The 22356-nt window shown below is 61.2% G+C and carries 24 protein-coding genes and 1 riboswitch; of the genes, 20 read left to right on the top strand and 4 right to left on the bottom strand.

The window, feature by feature from the left end:
- Positions 1-47: 47 nt before the first annotated feature.
- The 18 genes from CXQ82_RS22670 (at position 48) to CXQ82_RS22580 (ending at position 16761) form a co-directional block, all read left to right on the top strand.
- Complete coding sequence (locus tag CXQ82_RS22670) at positions 48-1088, top strand: DUF2066 domain-containing protein (RefSeq protein ID WP_101272381.1); 1041 nt, start codon at positions 48-50, stop codon at positions 1086-1088.
- A 44-nt stretch (positions 1089-1132) separates the two neighbouring features.
- Entirely contained in the window at positions 1133-2206 is a 1074-nt protein-coding gene (locus CXQ82_RS22665; RefSeq protein WP_101272380.1) for an AI-2E family transporter, read from the top strand.
- Between the two features lie 203 nt (positions 2207-2409).
- Positions 2410-3114, top strand: a complete 705-nt coding sequence (hda, locus tag CXQ82_RS22660; RefSeq protein ID WP_078738436.1) for a DnaA regulatory inactivator Hda — start codon at positions 2410-2412, stop codon at positions 3112-3114.
- 213 nt (positions 3115-3327) lie between these two features.
- Positions 3328-3972 (top strand): C40 family peptidase, encoded by a 645-nt coding sequence (locus CXQ82_RS22655; protein ID WP_101272379.1) that lies wholly within the window; start codon positions 3328-3330, stop codon positions 3970-3972.
- Between the two features lie 144 nt (positions 3973-4116).
- Positions 4117-4656: a C40 family peptidase gene (locus CXQ82_RS22650; protein WP_101272378.1), complete on the top strand. Its 540-nt coding sequence runs from the start codon at positions 4117-4119 to the stop codon at positions 4654-4656.
- A 117-nt stretch (positions 4657-4773) separates the two neighbouring features.
- Positions 4774-5010: riboswitch (cobalamin riboswitch) on the top strand.
- A 77-nt stretch (positions 5011-5087) separates the two neighbouring features.
- A complete protein-coding gene (cobO, locus tag CXQ82_RS22645) occupies positions 5088-5699 on the top strand; it encodes a cob(I)yrinic acid a,c-diamide adenosyltransferase (RefSeq protein WP_101272377.1) in 612 nt (203 codons plus the stop codon).
- Positions 5696-7078: a cobyrinate a,c-diamide synthase gene (locus CXQ82_RS22640; RefSeq protein WP_101272376.1), complete on the top strand. Its 1383-nt coding sequence runs from the start codon at positions 5696-5698 to the stop codon at positions 7076-7078. Before cobO ends, CXQ82_RS22640 begins: the two co-directional genes overlap by 4 nt.
- Positions 7075-7725 (top strand): 5,6-dimethylbenzimidazole synthase, encoded by a 651-nt coding sequence (gene bluB, locus CXQ82_RS22635; protein WP_101272375.1) that lies wholly within the window; start codon positions 7075-7077, stop codon positions 7723-7725. Before CXQ82_RS22640 ends, bluB begins: the two co-directional genes overlap by 4 nt.
- Entirely contained in the window at positions 7722-8630 is a 909-nt protein-coding gene (cbiB, locus tag CXQ82_RS22630) for an adenosylcobinamide-phosphate synthase CbiB (protein ID WP_101272374.1), read from the top strand. The genes bluB and cbiB overlap by 4 nt, the downstream gene beginning before the upstream one ends.
- Complete coding sequence (cobD, locus tag CXQ82_RS22625) at positions 8623-9612, top strand: threonine-phosphate decarboxylase CobD (protein ID WP_101272373.1); 990 nt, start codon at positions 8623-8625, stop codon at positions 9610-9612. The genes cbiB and cobD overlap by 8 nt, the downstream gene beginning before the upstream one ends.
- Positions 9609-11060: a cobyric acid synthase gene (locus CXQ82_RS22620; RefSeq protein ID WP_101272372.1), complete on the top strand. Its 1452-nt coding sequence runs from the start codon at positions 9609-9611 to the stop codon at positions 11058-11060. The genes cobD and CXQ82_RS22620 overlap by 4 nt, the downstream gene beginning before the upstream one ends.
- 409 nt (positions 11061-11469) lie before the next feature.
- Positions 11470-11991, top strand: coding sequence for a bifunctional adenosylcobinamide kinase/adenosylcobinamide-phosphate guanylyltransferase (gene cobU / locus CXQ82_RS22610; protein ID WP_101272371.1), 522 nt, complete (start codon positions 11470-11472; stop codon positions 11989-11991).
- Positions 11988-13043 (top strand): nicotinate-nucleotide--dimethylbenzimidazole phosphoribosyltransferase, encoded by a 1056-nt coding sequence (gene cobT / locus CXQ82_RS22605; RefSeq protein WP_101272370.1) that lies wholly within the window; start codon positions 11988-11990, stop codon positions 13041-13043. The genes cobU and cobT overlap by 4 nt, the downstream gene beginning before the upstream one ends.
- Entirely contained in the window at positions 13040-13615 is a 576-nt protein-coding gene (gene cobC / locus CXQ82_RS22600; RefSeq protein ID WP_101272369.1) for an alpha-ribazole phosphatase family protein, read from the top strand. The genes cobT and cobC overlap by 4 nt, the downstream gene beginning before the upstream one ends.
- Positions 13616-13617: 2 nt before the next feature.
- Positions 13618-14346 (top strand): adenosylcobinamide-GDP ribazoletransferase, encoded by a 729-nt coding sequence (locus CXQ82_RS22595; protein ID WP_101272368.1) that lies wholly within the window; start codon positions 13618-13620, stop codon positions 14344-14346.
- 42 nt (positions 14347-14388) lie between these two features.
- The gene (locus CXQ82_RS22590) at positions 14389-14793 is read left to right on the top strand and encodes a MarR family winged helix-turn-helix transcriptional regulator (protein WP_101272367.1); all 405 of its coding nucleotides are present in this window, start codon (positions 14389-14391) and stop codon (positions 14791-14793) included.
- 63 nt (positions 14794-14856) lie between these two features.
- Positions 14857-16056: an MFS transporter gene (locus CXQ82_RS22585; protein ID WP_164444859.1), complete on the top strand. Its 1200-nt coding sequence runs from the start codon at positions 14857-14859 to the stop codon at positions 16054-16056.
- 150 nt (positions 16057-16206) lie between these two features.
- Positions 16207-16761 carry a glutathione peroxidase gene (locus tag CXQ82_RS22580; RefSeq protein WP_101272365.1) on the top strand — a complete coding sequence of 185 codons (555 nt, stop codon included), beginning with the start codon at positions 16207-16209 and terminating at the stop codon, positions 16759-16761.
- Between the two features lie 66 nt (positions 16762-16827).
- Here the strand turns inward: CXQ82_RS22580 and CXQ82_RS22575 are convergent, their stop codons facing one another.
- From CXQ82_RS22575 to CXQ82_RS22555, 4 genes are all read right to left on the bottom strand, one after another.
- Complete coding sequence (locus CXQ82_RS22575; RefSeq protein WP_101272364.1) at positions 16828-18111, bottom strand: OmpP1/FadL family transporter; 1284 nt, start codon at positions 18109-18111, stop codon at positions 16828-16830.
- Between the two features lie 146 nt (positions 18112-18257).
- On the bottom strand, positions 18258-18740 hold the full coding sequence (locus CXQ82_RS22570; protein WP_101272363.1) for a hypothetical protein: 483 nt from the start codon (positions 18738-18740) through the stop codon (positions 18258-18260).
- 278 nt (positions 18741-19018) lie between these two features.
- Entirely contained in the window at positions 19019-19240 is a 222-nt protein-coding gene (locus CXQ82_RS22565; protein ID WP_024076751.1) for a hypothetical protein, read from the bottom strand.
- Between the two features lie 444 nt (positions 19241-19684).
- Positions 19685-19990: a hypothetical protein gene (locus tag CXQ82_RS22555; RefSeq protein WP_101272362.1), complete on the bottom strand. Its 306-nt coding sequence runs from the start codon at positions 19988-19990 to the stop codon at positions 19685-19687.
- Between the two features lie 457 nt (positions 19991-20447).
- Here CXQ82_RS22555 and CXQ82_RS22550 point away from each other — a divergent pair, with 457 nt between their 5' ends.
- Both CXQ82_RS22550 and rmuC read left to right on the top strand, forming a co-directional pair.
- A complete protein-coding gene (locus CXQ82_RS22550; protein ID WP_101272361.1) occupies positions 20448-20771 on the top strand; it encodes a sel1 repeat family protein in 324 nt (107 codons plus the stop codon).
- A gap of 175 nt (positions 20772-20946) precedes the next feature.
- Positions 20947-22311: a DNA recombination protein RmuC gene (gene rmuC / locus CXQ82_RS22545; RefSeq protein ID WP_177409963.1), complete on the top strand. Its 1365-nt coding sequence runs from the start codon at positions 20947-20949 to the stop codon at positions 22309-22311.
- The last annotated feature ends 45 nt before the right edge of the window (positions 22312-22356 follow it).

Raw genomic sequence — 22356 nt, 5'->3', positions numbered from 1 at the left:
TCACGCGGTCTGTTCCAGCCGCTAAATTTGTCGTTCGGGAATCTTCCATGCGTCTGTGTAAATTCTTATTTGTGGGCTGTTTGTCGTTGGTCAGCCTGGCGAGTCATGCCGAAACCCTCAATGGCCTCTATCAAGTACTTGAACCTGTCAGCAGCCAATCGCCGCAAGAGCGCGACCAGGCCACCCAGCGCGCCGTGCAGACTCTGGTGATCCGCCTCACCGGCGACGCCAAGGCCGCCGATGGCCCAGGGCTGGCGGCGATCCGCAAGGACCCGCAGCAAATTATCACTCAGTACGGCTATGACGCCGGCCCGCCCGAGAGCCTGCAGGTGGATTTCGACCCGGTCAGCACCGACCGTGCGCTGCGTGACGCGGGCCTGTCGATCTGGGGCAGCAATCGCCCCTCGATCCTCGGCTGGTGGCTGAACGACTCTACCGAAGGCAGCAGCCTGGTGGGTGATGGCCAGACCATCGCGGCAGCACTGCGCCGTGCGGCACAACACCGTGGCCTGCCACTGCGTCTGCCGTTGGGCGACCTGGAGGAGCAAGTTGTCGCCACTGCACCGAATCTGGAAAGCGCCGACGCCACGCCATTGCGCGCCGCCTCGGAACGCTACGGCGCCGACGCCTTGCTCGCCGTGCATGCGCGCCAGGAGGGCAGCCAGTGGCAGGCCAAGTGGCGCCTGTGGCTGGGCGACAAGAGCGAACAGGGCACGGCGCAAGGCGCCGACACCGCTGCGGTGGCCGACGCCGTGCTGCTCGCCGTCAGCCAAAAACTCGCGCCGCGCTTTGCGGTCAAGCCAGGGGTAAGTGCCGAGCAACTCCTGGAAGTGCAGGGCATGACCCTGGAGCGCTACGCCGCCCTGGGGCATCTGTTGGAGCCGTTTGGTGGCCAGCCACTGTTGGTGGATGGCAATCGCATTGTGTATCGCGTGAATGGCAGTGCCGAGCAGTTGCGCACCCAGTTGAGCCTGGCCAAGTTGCAGGAGGTGCCTGCTGGCGAGGCGCCGGTGCAGCAACCGGTGGTCGATGGCACGCAACCGGTTGTAGCACCAGAGCCTCAGGCGCAGCTGCGTTTTCGTTGGTAAAAAGTTTCTTTCTATATAGAAGCAAATAACAGATGGAGTGGTTTATGGCGGATACGCGTCGTTGGGTGTGGCTTGGCGGGATCGTCCTGCTGTGCGTTTTTGTGTTCTTGCTGCATTCGATCCTGACGCCGTTCCTGGTTGCGTTGCTGCTGGCCTATCTGTTCGATCCCGTGGTGGATCGCCTGGAAAAAGCCGGCCTGTCGCGCACCCTGGGCGTGGTGGCGGTGTTTGCCCTGTTCACCTTGATCATCACCGCGTTGGTGCTGGTGCTGGTGCCGATGCTGGCCAAGCAGCTGTTCCGCCTGTACGAGCTGGCGCCACAGATGCTCGATTGGCTGCAGCACACGGCGATGCCGTGGGCCCAGGCCAAACTGGGATTGGCCGATGGCTTCTGGAAGTTCGACAAGGTCAAGGCAGCCATCAGCGAGCATATGGGCCAGACCACCGATATCGTCGGTGTGGTGCTCAGCCAGGCGACCGCCTCCAGCCTGGCGCTGATCGGCTGGCTGACCAACCTGGTGCTGATCCCGGTGGTAGCGTTCTACCTGCTGCGTGACTGGGACATCATGATGGCCAAGATCCGCAGCCTGCTGCCGCGCAACAACGAAGAGCGCATCGTGTCCCTGGCCGGCGAATGCCATGAGGTGCTCGGCGCGTTCGTGCGTGGCCAACTGCTGGTGATGCTGGCCCTGGGGATCATCTACGCGGCCGGCTTGATGGCTATTGGCTTGGAGCTGGGCCTGTTGATCGGCTTGATTGCCGGCCTGGCGGCTATCGTGCCGTACATGGGCTTTGTGATCGGTATCGGTGCGGCGTTGGTTGCCGGGCTATTCCAGTTCGGCGGCGACCTGTACCCGATGCTGGGGATTGTCGCGGTGTTCATGGTCGGCCAGGCCCTCGAAGGCATGGTGCTGACGCCATTACTGGTCGGCGATCGGATTGGCCTGCACCCGGTGGCGGTGATCTTTGCGATCCTGGCGGGCGGTGAGCTGTTCGGCTTTACCGGGATCCTGCTGGCGCTGCCGGTGGCGGCGGTGATCATGGTGCTGGTGCGCCATGTGCATGATCTATACAAGGATTCGGATGTGTATACGGGCGTCGAAGACCCGGACCTGTAACCGCTGCGTCACAAACCCGGCTTCGGCCGGGTTTGTAGTTTATGGCGATAGGCTGTCAAACTATTTGCGCAAAACCGCCAAGTTAACGCAAACCTTTGATTTTGCTTGTGGTCTGCTGCATTGTGCGCCCGGCGTCACGGGTATAAACTTTGCAAACTTTACACAGAGGCCACTAACGGTTCGTTTGGAGCCGTTCAGTCAGCATGAAACCGATTCAGCTGCCCTTAGGTGTGCGTCTGCGTGATGACGCCACCTTTATCAACTACTACCCAGGCGCCAATGCCGCTGCACTCGGCTATGTCGAGCGGCTCTGCGAAGCCGACGCCGGGTGGACCGAAAGCCTGATCTATCTGTGGGGCAAGCACGGCGTGGGGCGTACCCACCTGTTGCAGGCGGCGTGCCTGCGTTTCGAGCAGATGGGCGAGCCGGCGGTTTACTTGCCGCTGGCTGAGTTGATGGACCGCGGTATCGGCATCTTCGATCAGCTTGAGCAGTACGAACTGGTGTGCCTGGACGACCTGCAGGCCATCGCTGGCAAGGCGGAGTGGGAAGAGGCGCTGTTTCACCTGTTCAACCGCTTGCGTGACAGCGGCCGGCGCCTGCTGATTGCCGCGTCCACCTCGCCGCGTGAGCTGCCGGTCAAGCTGGCCGACCTCAAATCGCGCCTGACCCTGGCGCTGATCTTTCAGATGCGCCCCTTGTCCGACGAAGATAAATTGCGCGCCCTGCAGTTGCGCGCATCGCGTCGCGGCCTGCACCTCACCGACGAAGTCGGGCACTTCATTCTCACGCGTGGTACCCGCAGCATGAGCGCCTTGTTCGATTTGCTCGAACAGCTCGATCAAGCCTCGTTGCAGGCTCAGCGCAAGCTGACGATTCCCTTCCTCAAGGAAACCCTCGGCTGGTAGCCAAGCCTTTGTTTACGGGGCTTTTGGCAAATTCCAGGCGTCAGAAAACCCGCGTTTGGGCCGGTTTGGCCACGCAAATGGGTTGCATAGGGTGTTAAGGGCTTAGATGTCATAGTCCAAACAAGAAGTCACATAGATCACGATTGAATTTGCAAATCGATGTGATAGAGGGCATAGTCTCGGCTTCTTTACATATCAGCCACGGTCGTGCCCATGCTAAATCGCTTCGCACCCCTCGTGCCTCTCGCACTCGTTACCCTGTTGTTTGGTTGCGCCTCCCACCCTCAACAGGTGGTTGAGCAGCAAAAACCTCAACAACAATCCCAGGCAAAATTCGTCGCAGCGCAGTCCTCCACTGTCTATGAGGACGCTCTTTATAAAGAAGAGCAGGCCACTGAGAACGAACTCGCCAACTTCGGCGGCAACAAGCCTTACCAGCTTCCAGTCCTGGCCGACAGCATCCTCGAACGCGGCATGTCCCTGATCGGTACCCGTTACCGTTTTGGCGGTACCTCTGAAGCCGGTTTCGACTGCAGTGGTTTCATCGGCTACCTGTTTCGTGAAGAAGCTGGCATGAACCTGCCACGCTCCACCCGCGAAATGATCAACGTGAAAGCACCGTTGGTCGCACGCAACAACCTCAAGCCGGGTGATCTGCTTTTCTTTAGTACTGCAGGCCGTGGTCGTGTCAGCCATGCCGGTATCTACCTGGGCGATAACCAGTTTATCCACTCCAGCAGCCGCCGCAGTGGTGGTGTCCGGGTCGATAGCCTGGGTGACAGCTACTGGAGCAAAACCTTCATCGAAGCCAAGCGCGCACTCGCGATGGCCCCGACTACGGTTACCGCTAGCAAGTAAACTTAAAGTGATACTTGAAGTTTGACGTGTAAGCGCTAGAATCCCTGGATATTGTTGTAATCCGTTCGCGCGAGCTTTGCTTGCGCGTTCTGGTTTTCAGCGTTCGGCAGCGAAAGCCGCATCCAGACCAGGATTGTTCTGCACATGTCGACCTCGGCCCGCCTGATTCTTATCCTTTGCGCCGCGCTGCTCAGCGCCTGCGCAAGCCGACCACCGCCGCCCGCGCCTGTCGCGGTCAAGCCCAAGCCGGTGTTCAACTATTCCAGCCAGAATTATTCGCCTGCAGCCGAAGATGTGCTCTTCCGCGCGCTGGGCCTGGTTGGCACGCCGTATCGTTGGGGTGGCAATACGCCGGATTCGGGGTTTGACTGCAGTGGCCTGATCGGCTTTGTGTACCGTGACGCGGCGGGCATTTCCCTGCCGCGCACCACCCGCGAACTGATCGTGATGCGTGCCCAGGATGTCAGCGAGCAGAACCTGCAAACCGGCGACCTGCTGTTCTTCGCCACCGGTGGCGGCTCCCAGGTCAGCCACGCCGGCATCTACGTCGGCGAAGGCCGCTTTGTGCATGCGCCGCAAACCGGCGGTACGGTGAAGCTGGACACTCTGTCCAAGGCGTATTGGCAGAATGCCTACCTCAGCGCCAAGCGCGTACTGCCAGGGAATCTGGCGCGTAACCCCTGAATCGGCAAAAGATCCAAATGTGGGAGATTCTATGGTTGAGGCTTGCCCCTCAACCATACAATCTCCCACATTGGTTTTGTGGCGTCTTTAATTGACGCTCCACCCCCAACCCACTAACCTTCGCCGCTTGTTTCAGGTGCTCTGTGACCGGTGGGTCGACAGGGTGAAACAGGGAAGCCGGTGAGTGAGCGCACTTGTACACAGTGCTGCCGCGATCCCGGCGCTGCCCCCGCAACGGTAAATGAGAAAAACGCTGCCTTTTTGCCACTGTATCGCCTGAGATATGGGAAGGCGCAGCGTCGGCATGCCTGCCACTCATGAGCCCGGAGACCGGCCTGGACCATTCAACAGCATCACGGTGGGCGATGCTTGGCTGTCTGTATGTGTTTTTCCTGCCCGCCGTTTTTGTTCACTCCCAACGGAGAGCTGCCATGACCGATACCCCCGACCGCGACGAACGCCACCTGGCACGCATGCTGCGCAAAAAAGCCGTGATCGACGAGCGCATCGCCAACTCCCCCAACGAATGCGGCCTGCTGCTGGTGCTCACCGGCAATGGCAAGGGCAAGAGCAGCTCGGCGTTCGGCATGCTGGCCCGGGCCATGGGCCACGGTATGCAGTGCGGCGTGGTGCAGTTCATCAAGGGGCGTAACAGCACCGGTGAGGAGCTGTTTTTCCGCCGCTTCCCCGAGCAAGTGCGCTTCCATGTAATGGGCGAAGGCTTTACCTGGGAAACCCAGGACCGCCAGCGCGACATCGCCGCCGCCGAAGCCGCCTGGGCGGTGTCCCGTGAGCTGCTGCAAGACCCGGCCATTGGCCTGGTGGTGCTGGATGAGCTGAACATCGCCCTCAAGCACGGTTACCTTGACCTCGACCAGGTGCTTAGCGACCTGCAAGCCCGCCCGCCGATGCAACATGTGGTGGTCACCGGCCGTGGCGCCAAGCCTGAACTGATCGAAATGGGCGATACCGTTACCGAAATGGGCATGCTCAAGCACGCCTTCCAGGCCGGTATCAAGGCACAGAAGGGCGTCGAACTTTGAACCAGCCCCGTCATTGCCCGGCTGTCTTGATCGCCGCACCGGCGTCTGGCCAGGGCAAAACCACCGTCACCGCCGCGCTGGCCCGTTTGCACCGCAACCTGGGGCGCAAGGTACGCGTGTTCAAATGCGGCCCGGACTTCCTCGACCCGATGATCCACGAGCGCGCCAGCGGTGCGCCGGTGTATCAGTTGGACATGTGGATGGTGGGCGAGCAGGAAAGTCGTCGCCTGCTGTGGGAAGCAGCGGGGGAGGCCGACCTGATCCTGATCGAAGGCGTGATGGGGCTGTTCGACGGTACGCCGTCCAGCGCCGACCTGGCGCGGCACTTTGGCGTGCCGGTGCTCGGCGTGATCGACGGCACCGCCATGGCGCAGACCTTCGGCGCACTGGCCCTGGGCCTGGCGCGCTACCAGCCGGACCTGCCGTTCGCCGGGGTGCTGGCCAACCGCGTCGGCACCCTGCGCCATGCGCAATTACTCGAAGGCAGCCTCACCGAAGGCCTGCGTTGGTACGGCGCGCTGTCCCGCGAAACCGGGATCGAACTGCCCAGCCGTCACCTCGGCCTGGTGCAGGCCAGTGAGCTGAATGACCTCGACGTGCGCCTGGACGCCGCCGCCCAAGCCCTGGGCAGCAGTTGTGAAGTCGCGTTGCCGCCACCGGTGACCTTCGCCGCTCCACAGGTGATCGAGGCCGAGCCATTGCTGGCCGGTGTGCGCATTGCGGTGGCGCGTGACGAAGCCTTCGCCTTTACCTATGGCGCCAGCCTCGACCTGCTGCGGGCGATGGGCGCCGAGCTGAAATTCTTTTCTCCGATCCACGATCGCGAATTGCCTGACGCCGACAGCCTCTATCTGCCCGGTGGTTATCCGGAGCTGCATCACAAGGCCTTGTCGGAAAACACCCCGATGCTTGACGCCATTCGTGCCCATCACGCCGCCGGCAAGCCCTTGCTCGCCGAGTGCGGCGGCATGCTCTATCTGCTCGACTCGCTCACCGACGTCGACGGCACCCGCGCCGAACTGGTCGGCCTGTTGCAGGGCGACGCGGTGATGCAAAAGAAACTCGCGGCCCTGGCCCTGCAAAATGTCGAGCTGCCGGAAGGCACATTGCGCGGGCATACCTACCACCATTCCTTGACCACCACGGCGTGGGAGCCCATCGCGCGCGGCCTGAGCCCCAATGGTGGGCGCGGCGCCGAGGCGGTGTATCGGCAGGGGCGGATGACTGCGTCCTACGTGCACTTTTACTTTCCGTCGAATCCGGCAGCGGTGGCCGCGTTATTTTTGCCTGACAAGGAGACCGCCATCGGGGGCAAGCCCCCTCCCACATTTGGAACGCGGTCAACTGTGGGAGGGGGCTTGCCCCCGAAGAGGCCATGACCGACAACGCCTTCCCCGAGGCCGACCGCCAGGCCGTCTACCGCGCCATCGCCGAACGCCGCGATATGCGCCACTTCAGCGGCGGCAGCGTGGCCCCCGAATTGCTCCAGCGCCTGCTCCAGGCCGCGCACCAGGCGCCGAGCGTGGGCTTGATGCAACCGTGGCGCTTTATCCGCATCAGCGACCGCCAGCTGCGTGGGCAGATTCAGCAATTGGTGGAGGAAGAGCGCGTGCGCACCGCCGAGGCGTTGGGCGAGCGCTCCGATGAGTTCATGAAGCTCAAGGTCGAAGGCATCCACGACTGTGCCGAAGTGCTGGTGGCGGCGCTGATGGATGATCGTGAGCGGCATATCTTCGGGCGTCGCACCTTGCCGGAAATGGACATGGCCTCGCTGTCCTGTGCGATCCAGAATCTGTGGTTGGCATCCCGCGTCGAAGGGCTGGGCATGGGCTGGGTCTCGCTGTTCGAGCCCCAGGCCCTGGCCGACCTGCTGGGCCTGCCGCCTGGCGCCAAACCCCTGGCCGTGTTGTGCCTGGGGCCCGTTACCGAGTTCTATCCGGCACCGATGTTGCAGCTCGAAGGCTGGACCGAGCCTCGGCCGTTGAGTGACATGTTGTATGAGAATGTGTGGGGAGTGAGTCAATGAGTGTGGCCTTGCTGTGTGTTGCTGCGGTGGCGCTGGATGCGCTGCTGGGCGAACCCAGGCGCTGGCATCCGCTGGTAGCGTTCGGCACGTTTGCCGGGCGCATCGAGCAGCGTTTCAACAGCGGCGGCCGCGGCTGGCGCAGCCATGGCGTAACTGCCTGGTTTATCGCCGTCGTGCCCTTGACCCTGCTGGCCACCGCGTTGTCGTGGGCGCCGTATATCGGTTGGGTGCTGGAGATCCTCGCGTTGTACTGTGCCCTCGGCATGCGCAGCCTCGGCGAACATGTGATCCCGGTGGCCCAGGCGTTGCGCAGCGATGACCTGGATGAAGCGCGCAAGCGCGTGAGCTACCTGGTCAGCCGCCAGACCAGCGAACTCGACCGCACCGAAGTCGCCCGCGCCGCCACCGAGTCGGTGCTGGAAAACGGCAGTGACGCGGTGTTTGCCGCGCTGTTCTGGTTTGTCGTCGCGGGCGTGCCGGGCGTGGTGCTCTACCGCCTGAGCAACACCCTCGACGCCATGTGGGGCTATCGCAACGAACGCTTCGAACGCTTCGGCTGGGCTGCGGCAAAAATCGACGATGTGCTGAACTACATTCCTGCTCGCCTGGTGGCGCTGACCTACGCCGTATTGGGCAAGACCCGACTGGCCCTCAAATGCTGGCGCACCCAGGGCCCGACCTGGGACAGCCCCAACGCTGGTCCCGTGATGGCTGCCGGTGCAGGCGCCCTGGGCGTGGAACTGGGCGGCGCGGCGATCTATCACGGCGAAGTGCACCAGCGTCCGCCATTGGGCGAAGGCCCGGCGGCGGATGCCGATTCCATCGACCGAGGCTGGCAACTGGTGCAACGCGGCGTATGGTTGTGGCTGCTGATCCTTTGTGCAGGGGCGCAATTCTATGCTTGAACACGGTGGTCGGTTGCGCAAGGCGTCGCTCCAGTATGGGATTGCCGAGGCTGATTGGCTCGACCTGTCCAGCGGCCTCGCGCCGTGGCCGTGGCCGATCCCCGAGATCCCGCTGCGGGCCTGGGCACGCTTGCCCGAAACCGACGACGGCCTGGAACAGGCCGCCAGCGAGTATTACGGCGCCGCCCATCTATTGCCGGTGCCCGGCTCCCAGGCGGCGATCCAACTGCTGCCGCGCCTGCGCCGTGCCGGCAAAGTCGGCGTGTTGTCACCGTGCTACGCCGAGCACGCCGAAGCCTGGCGCCGCGCTGGTTACGTGGTGCGCGAAGTGCAGGAGCAGGAAGTCGATTTCTTCCTCGACGGCCTCGACGTGCTGGTGGTGGTCAACCCCAACAACCCCACTGGCCTGAGCTTGAGCCCACAACGCCTGCTCGACTGGCACACACGGCTGGCCCAGCGCGGTGGCTGGCTGGTGGTGGACGAAGCCTTCATGGACGTGACTCCGCAATTGAGCCTGGCCAGCCAGGCGCATCAGGTTGGCCTGATTGTGCTGCGCTCGTTCGGTAAATTTTTCGGCCTGGCCGGTGTGCGGCTGGGCTTTGTGCTGGCTGAACGGCGGTTGCTCAAGTTGCTCGCCGAACAAGTCGGGCCCTGGGCGGTCAGCGGGCCAACACGGGTGCTGGGCCAGGCGTGCCTGCGCGACACCGCCGGGCATGCGCGACAACGCGCGCGGTGCATCGAAGCCGGCCAGCGCCTGTATGCCTTGCTTGAAGGCCATGGCTTCCAGCCCCAGGGCGGCTGCGCCTTGTTCCAATGGCTGATCACACCGCACGCCGAGCGCATGCATGAATTCATGGCCCAGCGCGGCATCCTGCTGCGGCTGTTTGCCCACGACAGCAGCCTGCGCTTCGGCCTGCCCGACACCGACGTCGACTGGCAGCGTCTCGACGCGGCCCTGGCCGCCTACAAGGAAGCGGTATGAGTACGCTGATGGTGCAAGGCACCACCTCCGATGCCGGTAAAAGCACCCTGGTGACCGCGCTGTGCCGTTGGCTGGTGCGCCAGGGCGTGGCGGTGGCACCGTTCAAGCCGCAGAACATGGCGCTCAACAGTGCCGTGACCGCCGAAGGCGGCGAAATCGGCCGCGCCCAGGCGGTGCAGGCCCAGGCGGCCAACCTGGCGCCGCATACCGACATGAACCCGGTGTTGCTCAAACCCAACAGCGACACCGGCTCGCAAGTGATCATCCACGGTCGGGCGGTTACCAGCATGAATGCGGTGGCCTATCACGACTACAAAGCCATCGCGATGCAGGCGGTGCTGGCCTCCCATGCGCGGTTGAGCGCTGCCTATCCGGTGGTGATGGTCGAAGGCGCGGGGTCGCCTGCGGAGATCAATCTGCGCGCCAATGACATCGCCAATATGGGCTTCGCCGAGGCGGTGGACTGCCCGGTGCTGCTGATCGCGGATATCAATCGCGGTGGGGTGTTTGCCCATCTGGTTGGCACCCTTGAGTTGCTGTCGCCCAGCGAGCAGGCGCGGGTCCAGGGTTTTATCATCAACCGTTTTCGCGGCGATATCGCCTTGTTGCAGCCGGGGCTGGATTGGCTGGAGGCGCGTACCGGTAAGCCGGTGGTGGGGGTGTTGCCGTATGTGATGGACCTGCACCTGGAGGCTGAGGACGGTATTGACCGGCGTCAGATTGATAAGGCGGAGCAGGTGCTCAAGGTGGTGGTGCCGGTGTTGCCGCGCATCAGTAACCATACGGATTTTGATCCGTTGCGCCTGCATCCTCAGGTGGATTTGCAGTTTGTTGGGCCGGGGCAGGCGATTCCGGCGGCGGATCTGATTATTTTGCCGGGGTCCAAGAGTGTGCGCAGTGATTTGGCCTATTTGCGTGCCAATGGGTGGGATGCGGCGGTGGTGCGGCATTTGCGTTATGGCGGCAAGGTGTTGGGGATTTGTGGTGGGTTGCAGATGCTTGGGGAGCAGGTGCATGACCCGTTGGGGTTAGAGGGGGTTGCCGGGTCCAGTGAAGGGTTGGGGTTGTTGGCGTTTAGTACGACGCTTGAAGAGGAGAAGCAACTGCGTAATGTGCGGGGGCGGTTGGTGCTTGAGGGGGCTGAGGTCAGTGGGTATGAGATTCATGCTGGGGTGACGTCTGGCGATGGTTTGTCTCGGGCTGCGGTGCAGTTGGATGATGGTCGCAGTGATGGGGCTTTGAGTGCAGATGGGCAGATTCTTGGGACCTACCTGCATGGGGTGTTTGAAACCCCGGCTGCCTGTAGTGCTTTGCTGCGTTGGGCTGGGTTGCAGGATGTGCAGGAGGTTGACTATCACGCTTTGCGTGAGCGGGATATCGAGCGGTTGGCGGACTTGGTAGATAATCACCTCGATACTGCTTTACTGCGCAAGCTATGCGGGATTTGACTATGTGCACGCGGTTAAAGTGTGGGAGGGGCGGTGCGACGATTCGACTTGCGCCCGATAGCGGTCTCCCGGTGTACATATCCATTCCTGGTGTAACGGCCACCTACGGTTCCGCTCTTACAGCGGGTCACTTTTGGAAAGACCCAAAAGTAACCAAAAGGTCTTCGCCCCACCACTCGGCACCTCGCCTAGGCTCGGTGTGCCCTCACTCCGGCTTGAATCCGTGGGCCGCCGCGATGGGCCATCCTTGGCCCAGCGCGGCTAACCCGGCGTCCTGCCGGGTTACCCACGGATTCAAGCCTGCGTTCGGCCAGCGTGGTTTACGGGGCGATTTCAGACCAACAGCAAGATCAAGATCAAAAGCGACTCGCTTCGCATCGCAGGTAGGGTTTTTGATTGGGGGCAGCTCATGCTTCAACTGATTTTGGGTGGCGCCCGCTCCGGCAAGAGTCGGTTGGCTGAAAAGCTCGCCAGCGATAGTGAGTTGGCCGTCATTTACATCGCCACCAGCCAGCCGTTGGATGGGGAGATGAATGAGCGTGTTGCGTTGCATCGTCAGCGTCGCCCTGAGCATTGGGGTTTGGTCGAAGAACCTCTTGAGCTGGCGCGTGTGCTGCGTGAAAACGCTGCTGCCGACCGCTGTCTGTTGGTGGATTGCCTGACCCTCTGGCTCACCAATTTGCTGATGCTCGAAGACGCCGATCGCCTCGTTTTCGAGCGCGATCAATTGCTTGAAACCCTGGCTTCGCTGCCGGGTGAAATCATTTTTGTCAGCAACGAGACCGGTCTGGGTGTCGTGCCGCTGGGCGAATTGACTCGCCGCTATGTGGATGAGGCCGGTTGGCTGCATCAAGCTTTGGCCGAGCGGTGTCAGCGCGTTGTCCTGACGGTTGCCGGCCTGCCTATGACTTTGAAAGGTACTGCGTTATGACTGACACTTGGTGGATCAACCCTTGTAAGGCGATTGATGCCTCTGTGTACGAAGAAGCTCTGGCGCGCCAGCAGCAGTTGACTAAGCCGGCCGGCTCCCTCGGTCAGTTGGAGGCGCTGGCGGTGCAGTTGGCTGGGTTGCAGGGCCGGGTCAAGCCGTCGGTGGAGCAGGTGTGGATTGCGATTTTTGCCGGGGACCACGGTGTGGTTGCGGAGGGGGTGTCGGCGTTTCCCCAGGAAGTGACCGGGCAGATGCTGCATAACTTTGTCACCGGCGGTGCGGCCATCAGTGTGTTGGCGCGGCAGTTGGATGCGCGCTTGGAAGTGGTCGACCTCGGCACCGTCACGCCGTCGCTGGATTTGCCGGGTGTGCGTCACCTGAATATCGGCGCGGGCACGGCGAATTTCGTTAAAGGCCCGGCGATGACTGACGTTCAGGGGCGCCTGGCGCTGCAAGCCGGTCGGGACAGTGTGCTGCGCGCCCGTGAAACGGGTGCCCAGTTGTTTATCGGCGGCGAGATGGGCATCGGCAACACCACGGCTGCCAGTGCGTTGGCCTGTGCTCTGCTCGACTGTCAGGTCAGTGACCTCACGGGGCCGGGCACCGGGTTGAATGCCCAGGGCGTCAGCCACAAGGTTGCGGTGATCGAGCGCGCGCTGGCGTTGCATGCGGCGCAGCGCGGCGATGCGTTGCAAACCCTGTTCAATCTGGGTGGTTTTGAGATTGCTGCGTTGGTGGGGGCTTATCTGGCCTGTGCCCAGCAAGGCATCGTGGTGCTGGTGGATGGGTTTATCTGCAGCGTCGCGGCGTTGGTTGCCACGCGTTTGAATCCGGCCTGCCGTGAGTGGCTGTTGTTTGGCCATCGGGGCGCCGAGCCGGGTCACCGTCATGTGTTGCAAAGCCTCGACGCACAGCCGTTGCTGGAGCTCGGTCTGCGCCTGGGTGAGGGCAGTGGCGCGGCGCTGGCGGTGCCGTTGTTGCGCCTGGCGTGCGCGCTGCACGGGCAGATGGCGACCTTCGCTGAAGCTGCCGTGGCAGACCGCCCCGCATGACCTTGCACCTGGACCTGCTGCGCCACGGTGAAACCGAGCTGGGCGGCGGCCTGCGTGGCAGCCTGGATGATGCGCTCACCGCCAAGGGCTGGGAGCAGATGCGCGCCGCCGTGGTTGCGCGTGGGCCTTGGGATCGGTTGATCAGTTCGCCGTTGCAGCGTTGCGCACTGTTCGCCCATGAGTTGGGCGCGCGGCTCGATCTTCCGGTCAGCCTGGAAAAGGACCTGCAAGAGCTGCATTTCGGCGCCTGGGAAGGGCACAGCGCGGCAGCGCTCATGGAGACCGACGCAGAGGGCCTGGGCCTGTTCTGGGCAGACCCCTATAGCTTTACGCCGCCTGAGGGTGAGCCGGTCAGCGAATTTTCTGAACGCGTTCTCGGCGCTGTCTCACGCTTGCATCGGGCGTATGCCGGTGAGCGCGTGTTGCTGATCAGCCATGGTGGCGTGATGCGCCTGTTGCTGGCACGCTCGCGTGGGTTGCCGCGGGAGCAACTGCTGAATGTTGAAGTCGGCCATGGCGGGTTGTTCAGCCTGCAGGTGGCCGCCGATGGCGTCTTGAAGGAAGTCGAATAAGCATGCTGCCGTTCTGGATCGCCGTGCAATTTCTCAGCAGCCTGCCGATTCGCTTGCCGGGCATGCCGCAGCCTCAGGAATTGGGGCGTTCGCTGCTGTTTTATCCGCTGGTCGGTGGGTTATTCGGCGTGCTGCTTTGGGCCCTGAACACGGCATTGATGGGCGCCCCGTTGTTGCTGCACGCCGCCTTGCTGCTGACCGCTTGGGTATTGCTCAGTGGCGGCCTGCACCTGGATGGCCTGGCGGACAGCGCGGACGCCTGGCTGGGTGGCTTTGGCGACCGCGAGCGCACCCTCACCATCATGAAAGACCCGCGCAGCGGGCCGATTGCGGTAGTGACCCTGGGCCTGGTGTTGCTGCTCAAGTTCACCGCGTTGGTGGCCTTGATCGAGCAGCACAGCGGCGCGGCGCTGATCCTGGCGCCGTTGATTGGGCGCGCGTCGATGCTCGCGTTGTTTCTGACCACGCGCTATGTGCGTGCAGGCGGATTGGGCCAGGCTCTGTCGGACCATTTACCCAGAGTCGTCGGCCAGCAGGTGCTGATCCTCAGCGGCCTGGCCTGTATCCTCATCGGCGGTTTCAGTGGTGGGCTCGCCGTGTTGCTGGCCGCGCTGTGCTTTATGGTGCTGCGCCAATTGATGATCAACCGACTCGGCGGCACCACCGGCGACACCGCCGGCGCCTTGCTGGAGCTGTTGGAAGTCGCGGTGTTGGTCGGCCTGGCGCTGTAACACTTTCTTGCATTTCCTTAATCGCGGGTATATACACGCTCCATGCTTGCCTCCCAATGTTTATGTACCAACCTGCGACGTGCCGCCCGTGGCGTCAGCAGGCATTACGACGGCGCCCTCGACGGCTTCGGGATCAACGTTGCCCAGTATTCTTTGCTGTGCAACTTGCAGCGCCTGGATCAGCCGAGTATTTCCAGCCTCGCCGAAGCCATGGGCCTGGACCGCAGCACCCTGGGGCGCAACTTGCGGGTGCTGGAGTGCGAAGGGCTGGTGCAGTTGGTCGAGGGCAATGACCTGCGCAACCGCCTGGTGCTGCTTACCGACGCCGGAGCAGAGCGACTGGCCGCGGCCTTGCCGGCCTGGGAAGCGGCGCAACAGAAATTGATCGATCAACTCGGCGCGGATAAACGCGAAACCTTGTTGGCCTTGCTGGATGAACTCGCCTGAGCGCGGGTTTGTTCAAATACAAGCGGGTATATACCCGCGAACGGAGAATAAGAAATGACCTCGATGTGGCGCACCAGTGGTTGGATCCTTGTAGGGAGTGCGCTGATCCTGGCGTTATCGTTGGGTGTGCGGCATGGTTTCGGCCTGTTCCTGGCGCCGATGAGCAGCGAGTTCGGTTGGGGTCGTGAGACGTTTGCCTTTGCCATCGCCTTGCAAAACCTGATCTGGGGCCTGGCGCAGCCGTTTACCGGCGCGCTGGCCGACCGCTTCGGCGCAACCAAAGCGGTGTTTGTCGGCGGCGTGCTGTACGCCCTGGGCCTGGTGTTGATGGGGATGTCCGATTCGGCGTGGTCGTTATCCCTGAGTGCAGGCTTGCTGATTGGCATTGGCCTGTCCGGTACCTCGTTCTCAGTGATTCTCGGCGTGGTCGGGCGTGCCGTGGCGCCGGAAAAACGCAGCATGGCCATGGGTATCGCCAGTGCGGCCGGTTCGTTCGGTCAGTTCGCCATGGTGCCCGGCACCTTGGGCCTGATCAGCTGGTTGGGCTGGTCGGCCGCCTTGCTTGCACTGGGCTTGATGGTGGCGTTGATCCTGCCGCTGGTCAGCATGCTCAAAGACAAGCCGCTGCCCGTCATGGCTGGCCAGCAAACCTTGCGTGAAGCGCTGAAGGAAGCCTGCTCCCACTCCGGATTCTGGCTGCTGGCGTTCGGCTTTTTTGTCTGCGGATTCCAAGTGGTGTTTATCGGTGTGCACCTGCCGGCCTACCTGGTTGACCAACACTTGCCGGCGACCGTTGGCACCACGGTGCTGGCACTGATCGGCCTGTTCAATATCTTCGGTACCTACACCGCCGGTTGGCTGGGCGGGCGCATGTCCAAGCCGCGCTTGTTGACGGGCTTGTACCTGCTGCGTGCGGTGGTGATCGTGTTGTTCCTGTGGGCGCCGGTCACCGAAGTCACGGCTTACCTATTCGGCATGGCCATGGGCTTCCTGTGGCTGTCCACGGTGCCGCTGACCAATGGCACGGTCGCCACCCTGTTTGGTGTGCGAAACCTCTCCATGCTCGGTGGGATCGTGTTCCTGTTCCACCAACTGGGTTCGTTCCTCGGCGGCTGGTTGGGCGGGGTGGTCTATGATCGAACCGGTAACTACGATTTGATCTGGCAGGTTGCGATTCTCTTGAGCCTGCTCGCCGCCGCCCTGAATTGGCCGGTGCGTGAGCGGCCCGTGGCGCGGCTGCAGGCGCAGATGGAGGCGGCATGAGCATAGCGGTGCGCGGTTTGATAGCCGCTGCGGGGTTGTTGCTGGTGCTGCTGGCCTGGTGGGGCTGGCAGCATGGCGGGCTGGCGTTGATGCAACTGGGTATGTCGATCTGTTAAGTTCGATATCTGTACTTTTAAAGGACGTTTCGACATGCAGATGCGCTGGCTTGCTGTACCCGTGCTGATGGCTGCTTTTGGCAGCGTGGCGATGGCCGCCGATTGCCCACCCTTGCTCGAAGGGCAATTGCCCAAGCTGCGCGCCAAGGAATCCATCGACCTGTGCCAGCGCTTTGCCGGCAAGCCGCTGGTCATCGTCAATACCGCCAGCTTTTGCGGGTTCGCGCCGCAGTTCAAGGGCCTCGAAGCCTTGTATCAGCGCTACAAAGGCGAAGGGCTGGAAGTGATTGGCGTACCGTCCGATGACTTCAAGCAGGAAGCCAAGACCGGCGAAGAGACTGCCAAGGTCTGCTACGTGAATTACGGCGTGACCTTTACCATGACCGAGCCGCAGAAGGTCAAGGGGCCGGATGCGGTACACCTGTTCAAGGTGCTGGCGCAGCAGACCGATGCGCCGCCGAAGTGGAATTTCTACAAGTACGTGGTCGATCGGCAGGGCAAGGTGATTGCCAATTTCTCCAGTTTGACCAAGCCGGACAGCCCGGAGTTGATCAAGGCGGTGGAGGCGGCGATAGCGTCCAAGCCCTGATCGCCAGCCACTAAAAAGCCCCGCCTCCTTTTGCAGGAGAGCGGGGCTTTTTTACACCGGTCTGAATCAGAAGGTGTAGGTCATGCCCAGGCCGAAACCGTTGGCACTGTTTTCGTATTTGGCGCGGTAGCTGGCTGTCGATGGTGGGTTAGCGGTGTTGTTAACCTTGACGTCTTCTTCCTTCAGGTACGAGTACGCGAGGTCGATGGTCATGTTATCCATGACTTTGTAGCCCAGGCCCACACTGAAGATTGTACGGTCGCCAGTCGGGATGCGCGGCGAACGATCAGTGTTGTTGGTTGGGGACTGGTCGAAGGTCAGGCCAGTACGCAGCACCACTTGTTTGGTCAACTGGTACGAGGTACCCACGGCGTAGGCCCAGGTGTCGTGCCAGTCTTGTTCTTCGGTGATGGAGCTCAGTTGGCTAGGTGCCAGTGCGCCGCCGGCTGCTGTAACGCCTTCGTTGTTGACGGTGATTTCCTTCAGGCGGCTCCAGCGGGTCCAAGTAGCACCACCGTACAGCTTCCAGGCATCGGTCAGGTCTTGGGTGACCGACAGGTCGTAGGACTCAGGGGTTTCGATTTTCAACGAAGCGTCGTAACGGTTGTTACGCAGGAAGCCTTGGGTCGCGGTAGGACCCGATACCTCGGTGTGCCCGTCAAGCTTGTATTTGACCTTCGAGTGGTAGGTCAGGCCAACACGGGTGGTGTCGGTCGCCTGGACCAGTACACCAACGTTGAAGCCCAGGGCGGTATCGTCACCCTTGATCTTGACGTTGGTATCGCTGACGGCCGGGTTAAGGGTCCGGTCCGACTCCAGCACACCGGAAATCCGGTTGATGGTCGGGCCAAAGCCGATGGACACCCGATCATTGAACGCGTAGCTGACAGTTGGCTGGAAGGTCATGACCTTCACTTCGCTCTTGCTGCCGAAGCCACGGCCCTGGAAGCCGTTTTCATAGTCGGTCACCAGGCCGAACGGTGCGTAGACACCGAAGCCGATGGCCCACTGATCGTTAAGTTTGTTGGTGTAGAAACCGAATGGCACCGCGGTGAACGGAACCATGTCACCTTTGTTGGAACCGCGCGAGTTACCGCCGGTATCGCTGATGTCGGTGGAGGCATCAATCGCCGCAACACCACCCGTGATTTGCTGGCCATTCAGGCGGGCCATACCGGCAGGGTTACCGTAAACAGTGCTTGCATCATCGGCAGAAGAAGAGCGACCTGCGAAACCCGTACCCATCCCGCTGACGCTCTGTTCGTTGAGTGCAAAACCGCTTGCGAACAGGTGGGAGGATGCCATGGCAACGGCGAGGCTAAGTGTGGTCTTGAGCATTACTTTTTTCATTATTAGAACTCCGTGGTGATCACCGCTGCGGAAAGTATCAATAAATTTAAGATCGCGCTATAGGCTGTAATGCAGGAGATAGAGCGGTTTTGTAGGACAATCCGACCAAAATTCAGGCTTTTTGCCGAATCTTGCAAATTGCCCGGTCAGCAAACCACGTGATTCATGGGTGAAACACAGGTTTGCCACGCTTGAGTGAAATCGCGCAGCCTTCCTTGTGGGTGAAAAATTTCTTTCCAGATACGCGCCATGGCCAAAACATCGCCCGGCGGTGGCAGTGCAGGCGTGTGTTGCTCCACCAGCAACCAGGCGATGGCGGTGGCGTAACGCAGGTTTACCGTGAGTTCAAGCTGGGGCGCGCTGAGAAAGGCGTGTTGGCTGGCCAGCCCGCGCACCAGGCTGGCGCGCTCGGGGTCCAGGGCCAGGTAGTTATCCCACAACGCGCGATGGCGAGGTTCGGTGATGCTGTACAGGCCATGCCCGCGTCGGTCGTGCAAGGCTGAGCCGAGTTCCGACTGGCTGGCGGCAATGCCCAGCAGCAGGGATTCAGCAGTCTGGTTATGGCGACCGAGGTACATCAACGTCGGCCGGATCACATAACGACACAATTCGCTGGCGGCGATACCCATACATGCCTCAATCCGTGAAAGTGGTCGGCGAGGCCTGAGAGGGGGGCTTGGCAGCAGTGGATCGGATCTCAGGCTCGCCGGAAGCGGATCATGCCGCTTGAGTTGAAGTGTAGTGTCATATTTGTGATGTAAAGGACTGTTTTTAAAACATCTTCGCCATCCAGTTATAACGGTTATATCTATTTGAACTTAGTACAAAAGCTCAAACAAGAAATCCCAGGCAATAAAAAACCCTGTGTTTTAAACAGGGTTTTTTGTGTTTCAGCGACTCGGGTCGATCAGGCAACCAGTGCCTGACGGGTACGCTCGATCACGGCCTGCAGCGGTTCTGCGCTGGAGTATTGATCGGGGTACAAGCGTTCGCTGTGACGAGCGATGCCGTGTTCGTTGACCAGGGTGAAGCTGAAGCAGCCTTTGCGAGCGGCCATGATCAGGCAGTTCATTGGAGCAAAAGCGTTGGTGAGGGTGCGAATGGCATCCTGAGTGTGGATAGTGGACATATTATTGGTGTTCCTACAAATGACACGGTTAAGAACCGTGCAACGTTAAAACGTTCCAGTGACGTTGATCACCATTGATCGAACGAAGAACCCGACTGGAACAAAGCAGCCAGTTTGAAGCGCTAATAAGTTAGGCGCGCTTGGGCTGGCAGGTAGGTACTTAGGAGGGCAGGCAACACAACAGGGGCAAAGGTTCTGGGCCCGGGGTGAAGATCCTGATCAATTTGCAGGTTGGTTCGGTCAGAGTATTGAGACTTCGCGACACCCTTTGCTTGTTCAAAGGCCGTGTCGTCGCAAGTGATACCTGGAAACCATCGAGGTGGTCGGTCCCGTGTTGTTCAGGGGATTTGTTCGACCAGAATTGACTTTCAGCTTGGTACTAACGCCGCGGATAGTAACGGATTGAATCGAGGAAGGGAAGTGTGCTAGTCAAAAAACTTTCTGTCAGCCGCCCAATAGCCCGCGATAGACCAGCACGGTGGTGGCCGCCGCCAATGAGCACCCCAGCCCATACGCTGCCAGGGTAAGGCGCAGGGATTGCCCGGTCTCGACGACCTTCATCACATCGCCCATGTCATTGATGCGGCCTTCGCTCAGTTCGATGCACAGGCTCACGGCGGTGAACGCGGCGGACAACAGGATGGCAATCGCAAACAACGCCCCGTCCGGCGACGGCAGCGCTGCATTGATCCCCAGAGAGATCGCGCAAATGGCCAGCAACAATACGGCGAATAACAGAATTCCTTTCATCGACCCCACTCACCGTCGCGATGTAGGTCGGGAGTGTGGCGAGCCCGCAACGATTTGAAAAGTCCTCGGTCTGCCCCTGCGGTAACATTTTTACAGCCCGTCGCTTCAAAAAAAGCCACTGATATAACCTGTGGGTGGGTACTTGTGCACATTAGTTGCGGCATGTGTAACCACGCCGTCATCTACCTTGTCGGGCCGCCGTTAGCCTGCAATGGAAATTTAAGTCAATGAAAAATCTGGCTTTTTTTTATTGGTGAAAAAATCGTCAGTTTGACTGCGGCCCCCATTCCATGGGGCTTTGCGAGCCTTAAAGGGGGGTTGTCCACTGAGTTATCCACAGCTTCTGTGGATTGTCCCGAGCGCTTGCTCTAGAACGGGCGTGCACGGTTTTTTCAGCTTTACCTGTAGGAAAAAAAGAGTAGAGTGGCGCGCCTTCCGTTCTGTCCCGCAGTGCTTTATGAAGTTTCGCTCAGTATCACCTTCTGTTACCGACACCCCTCAGACTGTTACCGTACCCAAGCGCTTCTCCTTGAAAGTCGCCCTGTGGTTGCTCGACAGCCCGCGCCTGGGCCACAACACCAACGTCAAGCACTTTGCCGGGCGTTTGCTCAAGCAGCCGGCCCGTGAAGGGGTGGTCGCGGCGCAAAGTCGCCTGGGCCAGCTGATGTGCCGTGAGTGTGGCAACGCTCGTGACCGCCGCATCGGCCACGACCTGTTGCGCCTGGCCGCCCGTGCCGGCGACCGCCGCGCCCAACGCGAACTGGGCCAGGTCGAAGACTGAGCTGTCCTCCCGCCCTGTGCTTGGTTAACCTTGCTCTTTTTCGGTAATGGCAGAAATGGCTATGGTTTTTGACTGGACCAGTATTGCCTTGGGTCTTGCTGGCGCCGCGGTGCCTTTATTGGCCGTATGCTGGCAGCTCCAACGGCGGTTGACCGCGCGCACCACGGGCTGGGAATTGCTCGAAGAGCGCCTGGCCACTGCGCAACTGGCCCAGGAAGGCCTCGCCGCCCAACTGGACGCCAGCCGCGACGAGATCAGCGACCTCAGCCAGGCCAATGCCGCCAAACAGGCCGACCTGGCCGCCGTGCGCCGCGAAGTCGAGTTGCTGCAGATCGACCGCGATAACGCCCGCGACGCCGCCCACGCCTGGAACCTCGACCGCAGCGCCAAGGAAACCGAGCTGCGCCGCCTGGACGCACTGTCGGCGGCCTTGCGCGCCGAACTGCGCGAGCAACAGGACAGCCATCAACAGCGCCTCACCGACCTGCAAGGCTCGCGGGACGAGCTGCGCGCGCAGTTCGCTGAACTGGCCGGCAAGATCTTTGACGAGCGCGAGCAACGTTTCGCCGAAACCAGCCAGGAGCGCCTGGGGCAATTGCTCGACCCCTTGAAGGAACGTATTCAATTCTTCGAAAAACGCGTGGAAGAAAGCTACCAGAACGAGGCGCGCGAGCGCTTTTCCCTGGCCAAGGAGCTTGAACGCCTACAGCAATTGAACCTGCGCCTGTCAGACGAGGCCACCAACCTGACCCGCGCCCTCAAGGGCCAGAAAACCCAGGGCAACTGGGGTGAGCTGATCCTCGAGCGCGTGCTGGAACACGCGGGCCTGGAAAAGGGCCGCGAGTACCAGACCCAAGTCAGCCTCAAGGGCCCGGATGGTGAGCGCTTCCAGCCGGATGTGTTGATCATGTTGCCTGGCGACAAGCAGGTGGTGGTGGATTCCAAGGTCAGCCTGACCGCGTATCAACAATACGTGGCAGCGGATGATGAAGTGATCGGCCAAGCCGCGCTGAAGCAGCACGTGCTATCGCTGCGCAATCACGTCAAAGGCCTGGCCGGTAAGGATTACAAACGCCTGGAGGGCTTGCACAGCCTGGATTTCGTGTTGTTGTTCGTGCCGATCGAGGCGGCGTTTTCCGCGGCGCTACAGGCCGAACCCAACCTGTTCCAGGAGGCTTTTGACCGCCATATCGTCATCGTCAGCCCAACCACCTTGCTGGCCACTCTGCGGGTGATCGACAGCCTGTGGAAGCAGGAACGCCAAAGCCAGAACGCGCGGGAAATCGCCGAGCGTGCCGGTTGGCTGTACGACAAGTTTGTGTTGTTTATCCAGGATCTGGACGAAGTGGGCAACCGTTTGCAGCAGTTGGATAAGGCTTACAGCGCGGCGCGGAACAAGCTGACAGATGGGCGCGGAAACCTGGTCAGCCGCACCGAGCAATTGCGATTGCTCGGCGCCCGGGCGAGTAAGAGTCTGCCGGCGGATTTGCTGGAACGGGCGATGACCGATTCAGACGGCGTGGCGCACGTCCCTGAGTAAAATGCAGATCGAAATGTGGGAGGGGGCTTGCCCCCGATAGCAGTG

It is taken from the genome of Pseudomonas sp. S09G 359, from assembly GCF_002843605.1.
In the GTDB taxonomy this organism is placed as follows: Bacteria; Pseudomonadota; Gammaproteobacteria; order Pseudomonadales; family Pseudomonadaceae; genus Aquipseudomonas.
This window is presented reverse-complemented; position numbering and strand designations above follow the sequence as displayed.

What these genes read in the sequence shown, in the direction of transcription:
- CXQ82_RS22590 (WP_101272367.1), top strand. Translation starts at nt 14,389, where the DNA reads ATGCTTGCCTCCCAATGTTTATGTACCAACCTGCGACGTGCCGCCCGT.
- cobO (WP_101272377.1), top strand. Translation starts at nt 5,088, where the DNA reads ATGACCGATACCCCCGACCGCGACGAACGCCACCTGGCACGCATGCTG.
- bluB (WP_101272375.1), top strand. Translation starts at nt 7,075, where the DNA reads ATGACCGACAACGCCTTCCCCGAGGCCGACCGCCAGGCCGTCTACCGC.
- cobC (WP_101272369.1), top strand. Translation starts at nt 13,040, where the DNA reads ATGACCTTGCACCTGGACCTGCTGCGCCACGGTGAAACCGAGCTGGGC.
- CXQ82_RS22570 (WP_101272363.1), bottom strand. Translation starts at nt 18,740, where the DNA reads ATGGGTATCGCCGCCAGCGAATTGTGTCGTTATGTGATCCGGCCGACG.
- cbiB (WP_101272374.1), top strand. Translation starts at nt 7,722, where the DNA reads ATGAGTGTGGCCTTGCTGTGTGTTGCTGCGGTGGCGCTGGATGCGCTG.
- CXQ82_RS22650 (WP_101272378.1), top strand. Translation starts at nt 4,117, where the DNA reads ATGTCGACCTCGGCCCGCCTGATTCTTATCCTTTGCGCCGCGCTGCTC.
- CXQ82_RS22550 (WP_101272361.1), top strand. Translation starts at nt 20,448, where the DNA reads ATGAAGTTTCGCTCAGTATCACCTTCTGTTACCGACACCCCTCAGACT.
- CXQ82_RS22620 (WP_101272372.1), top strand. Translation starts at nt 9,609, where the DNA reads ATGAGTACGCTGATGGTGCAAGGCACCACCTCCGATGCCGGTAAAAGC.
- cobD (WP_101272373.1), top strand. Translation starts at nt 8,623, where the DNA reads ATGCTTGAACACGGTGGTCGGTTGCGCAAGGCGTCGCTCCAGTATGGG.
- CXQ82_RS22555 (WP_101272362.1), bottom strand. Translation starts at nt 19,990, where the DNA reads ATGAAAGGAATTCTGTTATTCGCCGTATTGTTGCTGGCCATTTGCGCG.
- CXQ82_RS22565 (WP_024076751.1), bottom strand. Translation starts at nt 19,240, where the DNA reads ATGTCCACTATCCACACTCAGGATGCCATTCGCACCCTCACCAACGCT.
- CXQ82_RS22595 (WP_101272368.1), top strand. Translation starts at nt 13,618, where the DNA reads ATGCTGCCGTTCTGGATCGCCGTGCAATTTCTCAGCAGCCTGCCGATT.
- CXQ82_RS22670 (WP_101272381.1), top strand. Translation starts at nt 48, where the DNA reads ATGCGTCTGTGTAAATTCTTATTTGTGGGCTGTTTGTCGTTGGTCAGC.
- CXQ82_RS22665 (WP_101272380.1), top strand. Translation starts at nt 1,133, where the DNA reads ATGGCGGATACGCGTCGTTGGGTGTGGCTTGGCGGGATCGTCCTGCTG.
- cobT (WP_101272370.1), top strand. Translation starts at nt 11,988, where the DNA reads ATGACTGACACTTGGTGGATCAACCCTTGTAAGGCGATTGATGCCTCT.
- cobU (WP_101272371.1), top strand. Translation starts at nt 11,470, where the DNA reads ATGCTTCAACTGATTTTGGGTGGCGCCCGCTCCGGCAAGAGTCGGTTG.
- CXQ82_RS22585 (WP_164444859.1), top strand. Translation starts at nt 14,857, where the DNA reads ATGTGGCGCACCAGTGGTTGGATCCTTGTAGGGAGTGCGCTGATCCTG.
- CXQ82_RS22575 (WP_101272364.1), bottom strand. Translation starts at nt 18,111, where the DNA reads ATGAAAAAAGTAATGCTCAAGACCACACTTAGCCTCGCCGTTGCCATG.
- CXQ82_RS22580 (WP_101272365.1), top strand. Translation starts at nt 16,207, where the DNA reads ATGCAGATGCGCTGGCTTGCTGTACCCGTGCTGATGGCTGCTTTTGGC.
- hda (WP_078738436.1), top strand. Translation starts at nt 2,410, where the DNA reads ATGAAACCGATTCAGCTGCCCTTAGGTGTGCGTCTGCGTGATGACGCC.
- CXQ82_RS22655 (WP_101272379.1), top strand. Translation starts at nt 3,328, where the DNA reads ATGCTAAATCGCTTCGCACCCCTCGTGCCTCTCGCACTCGTTACCCTG.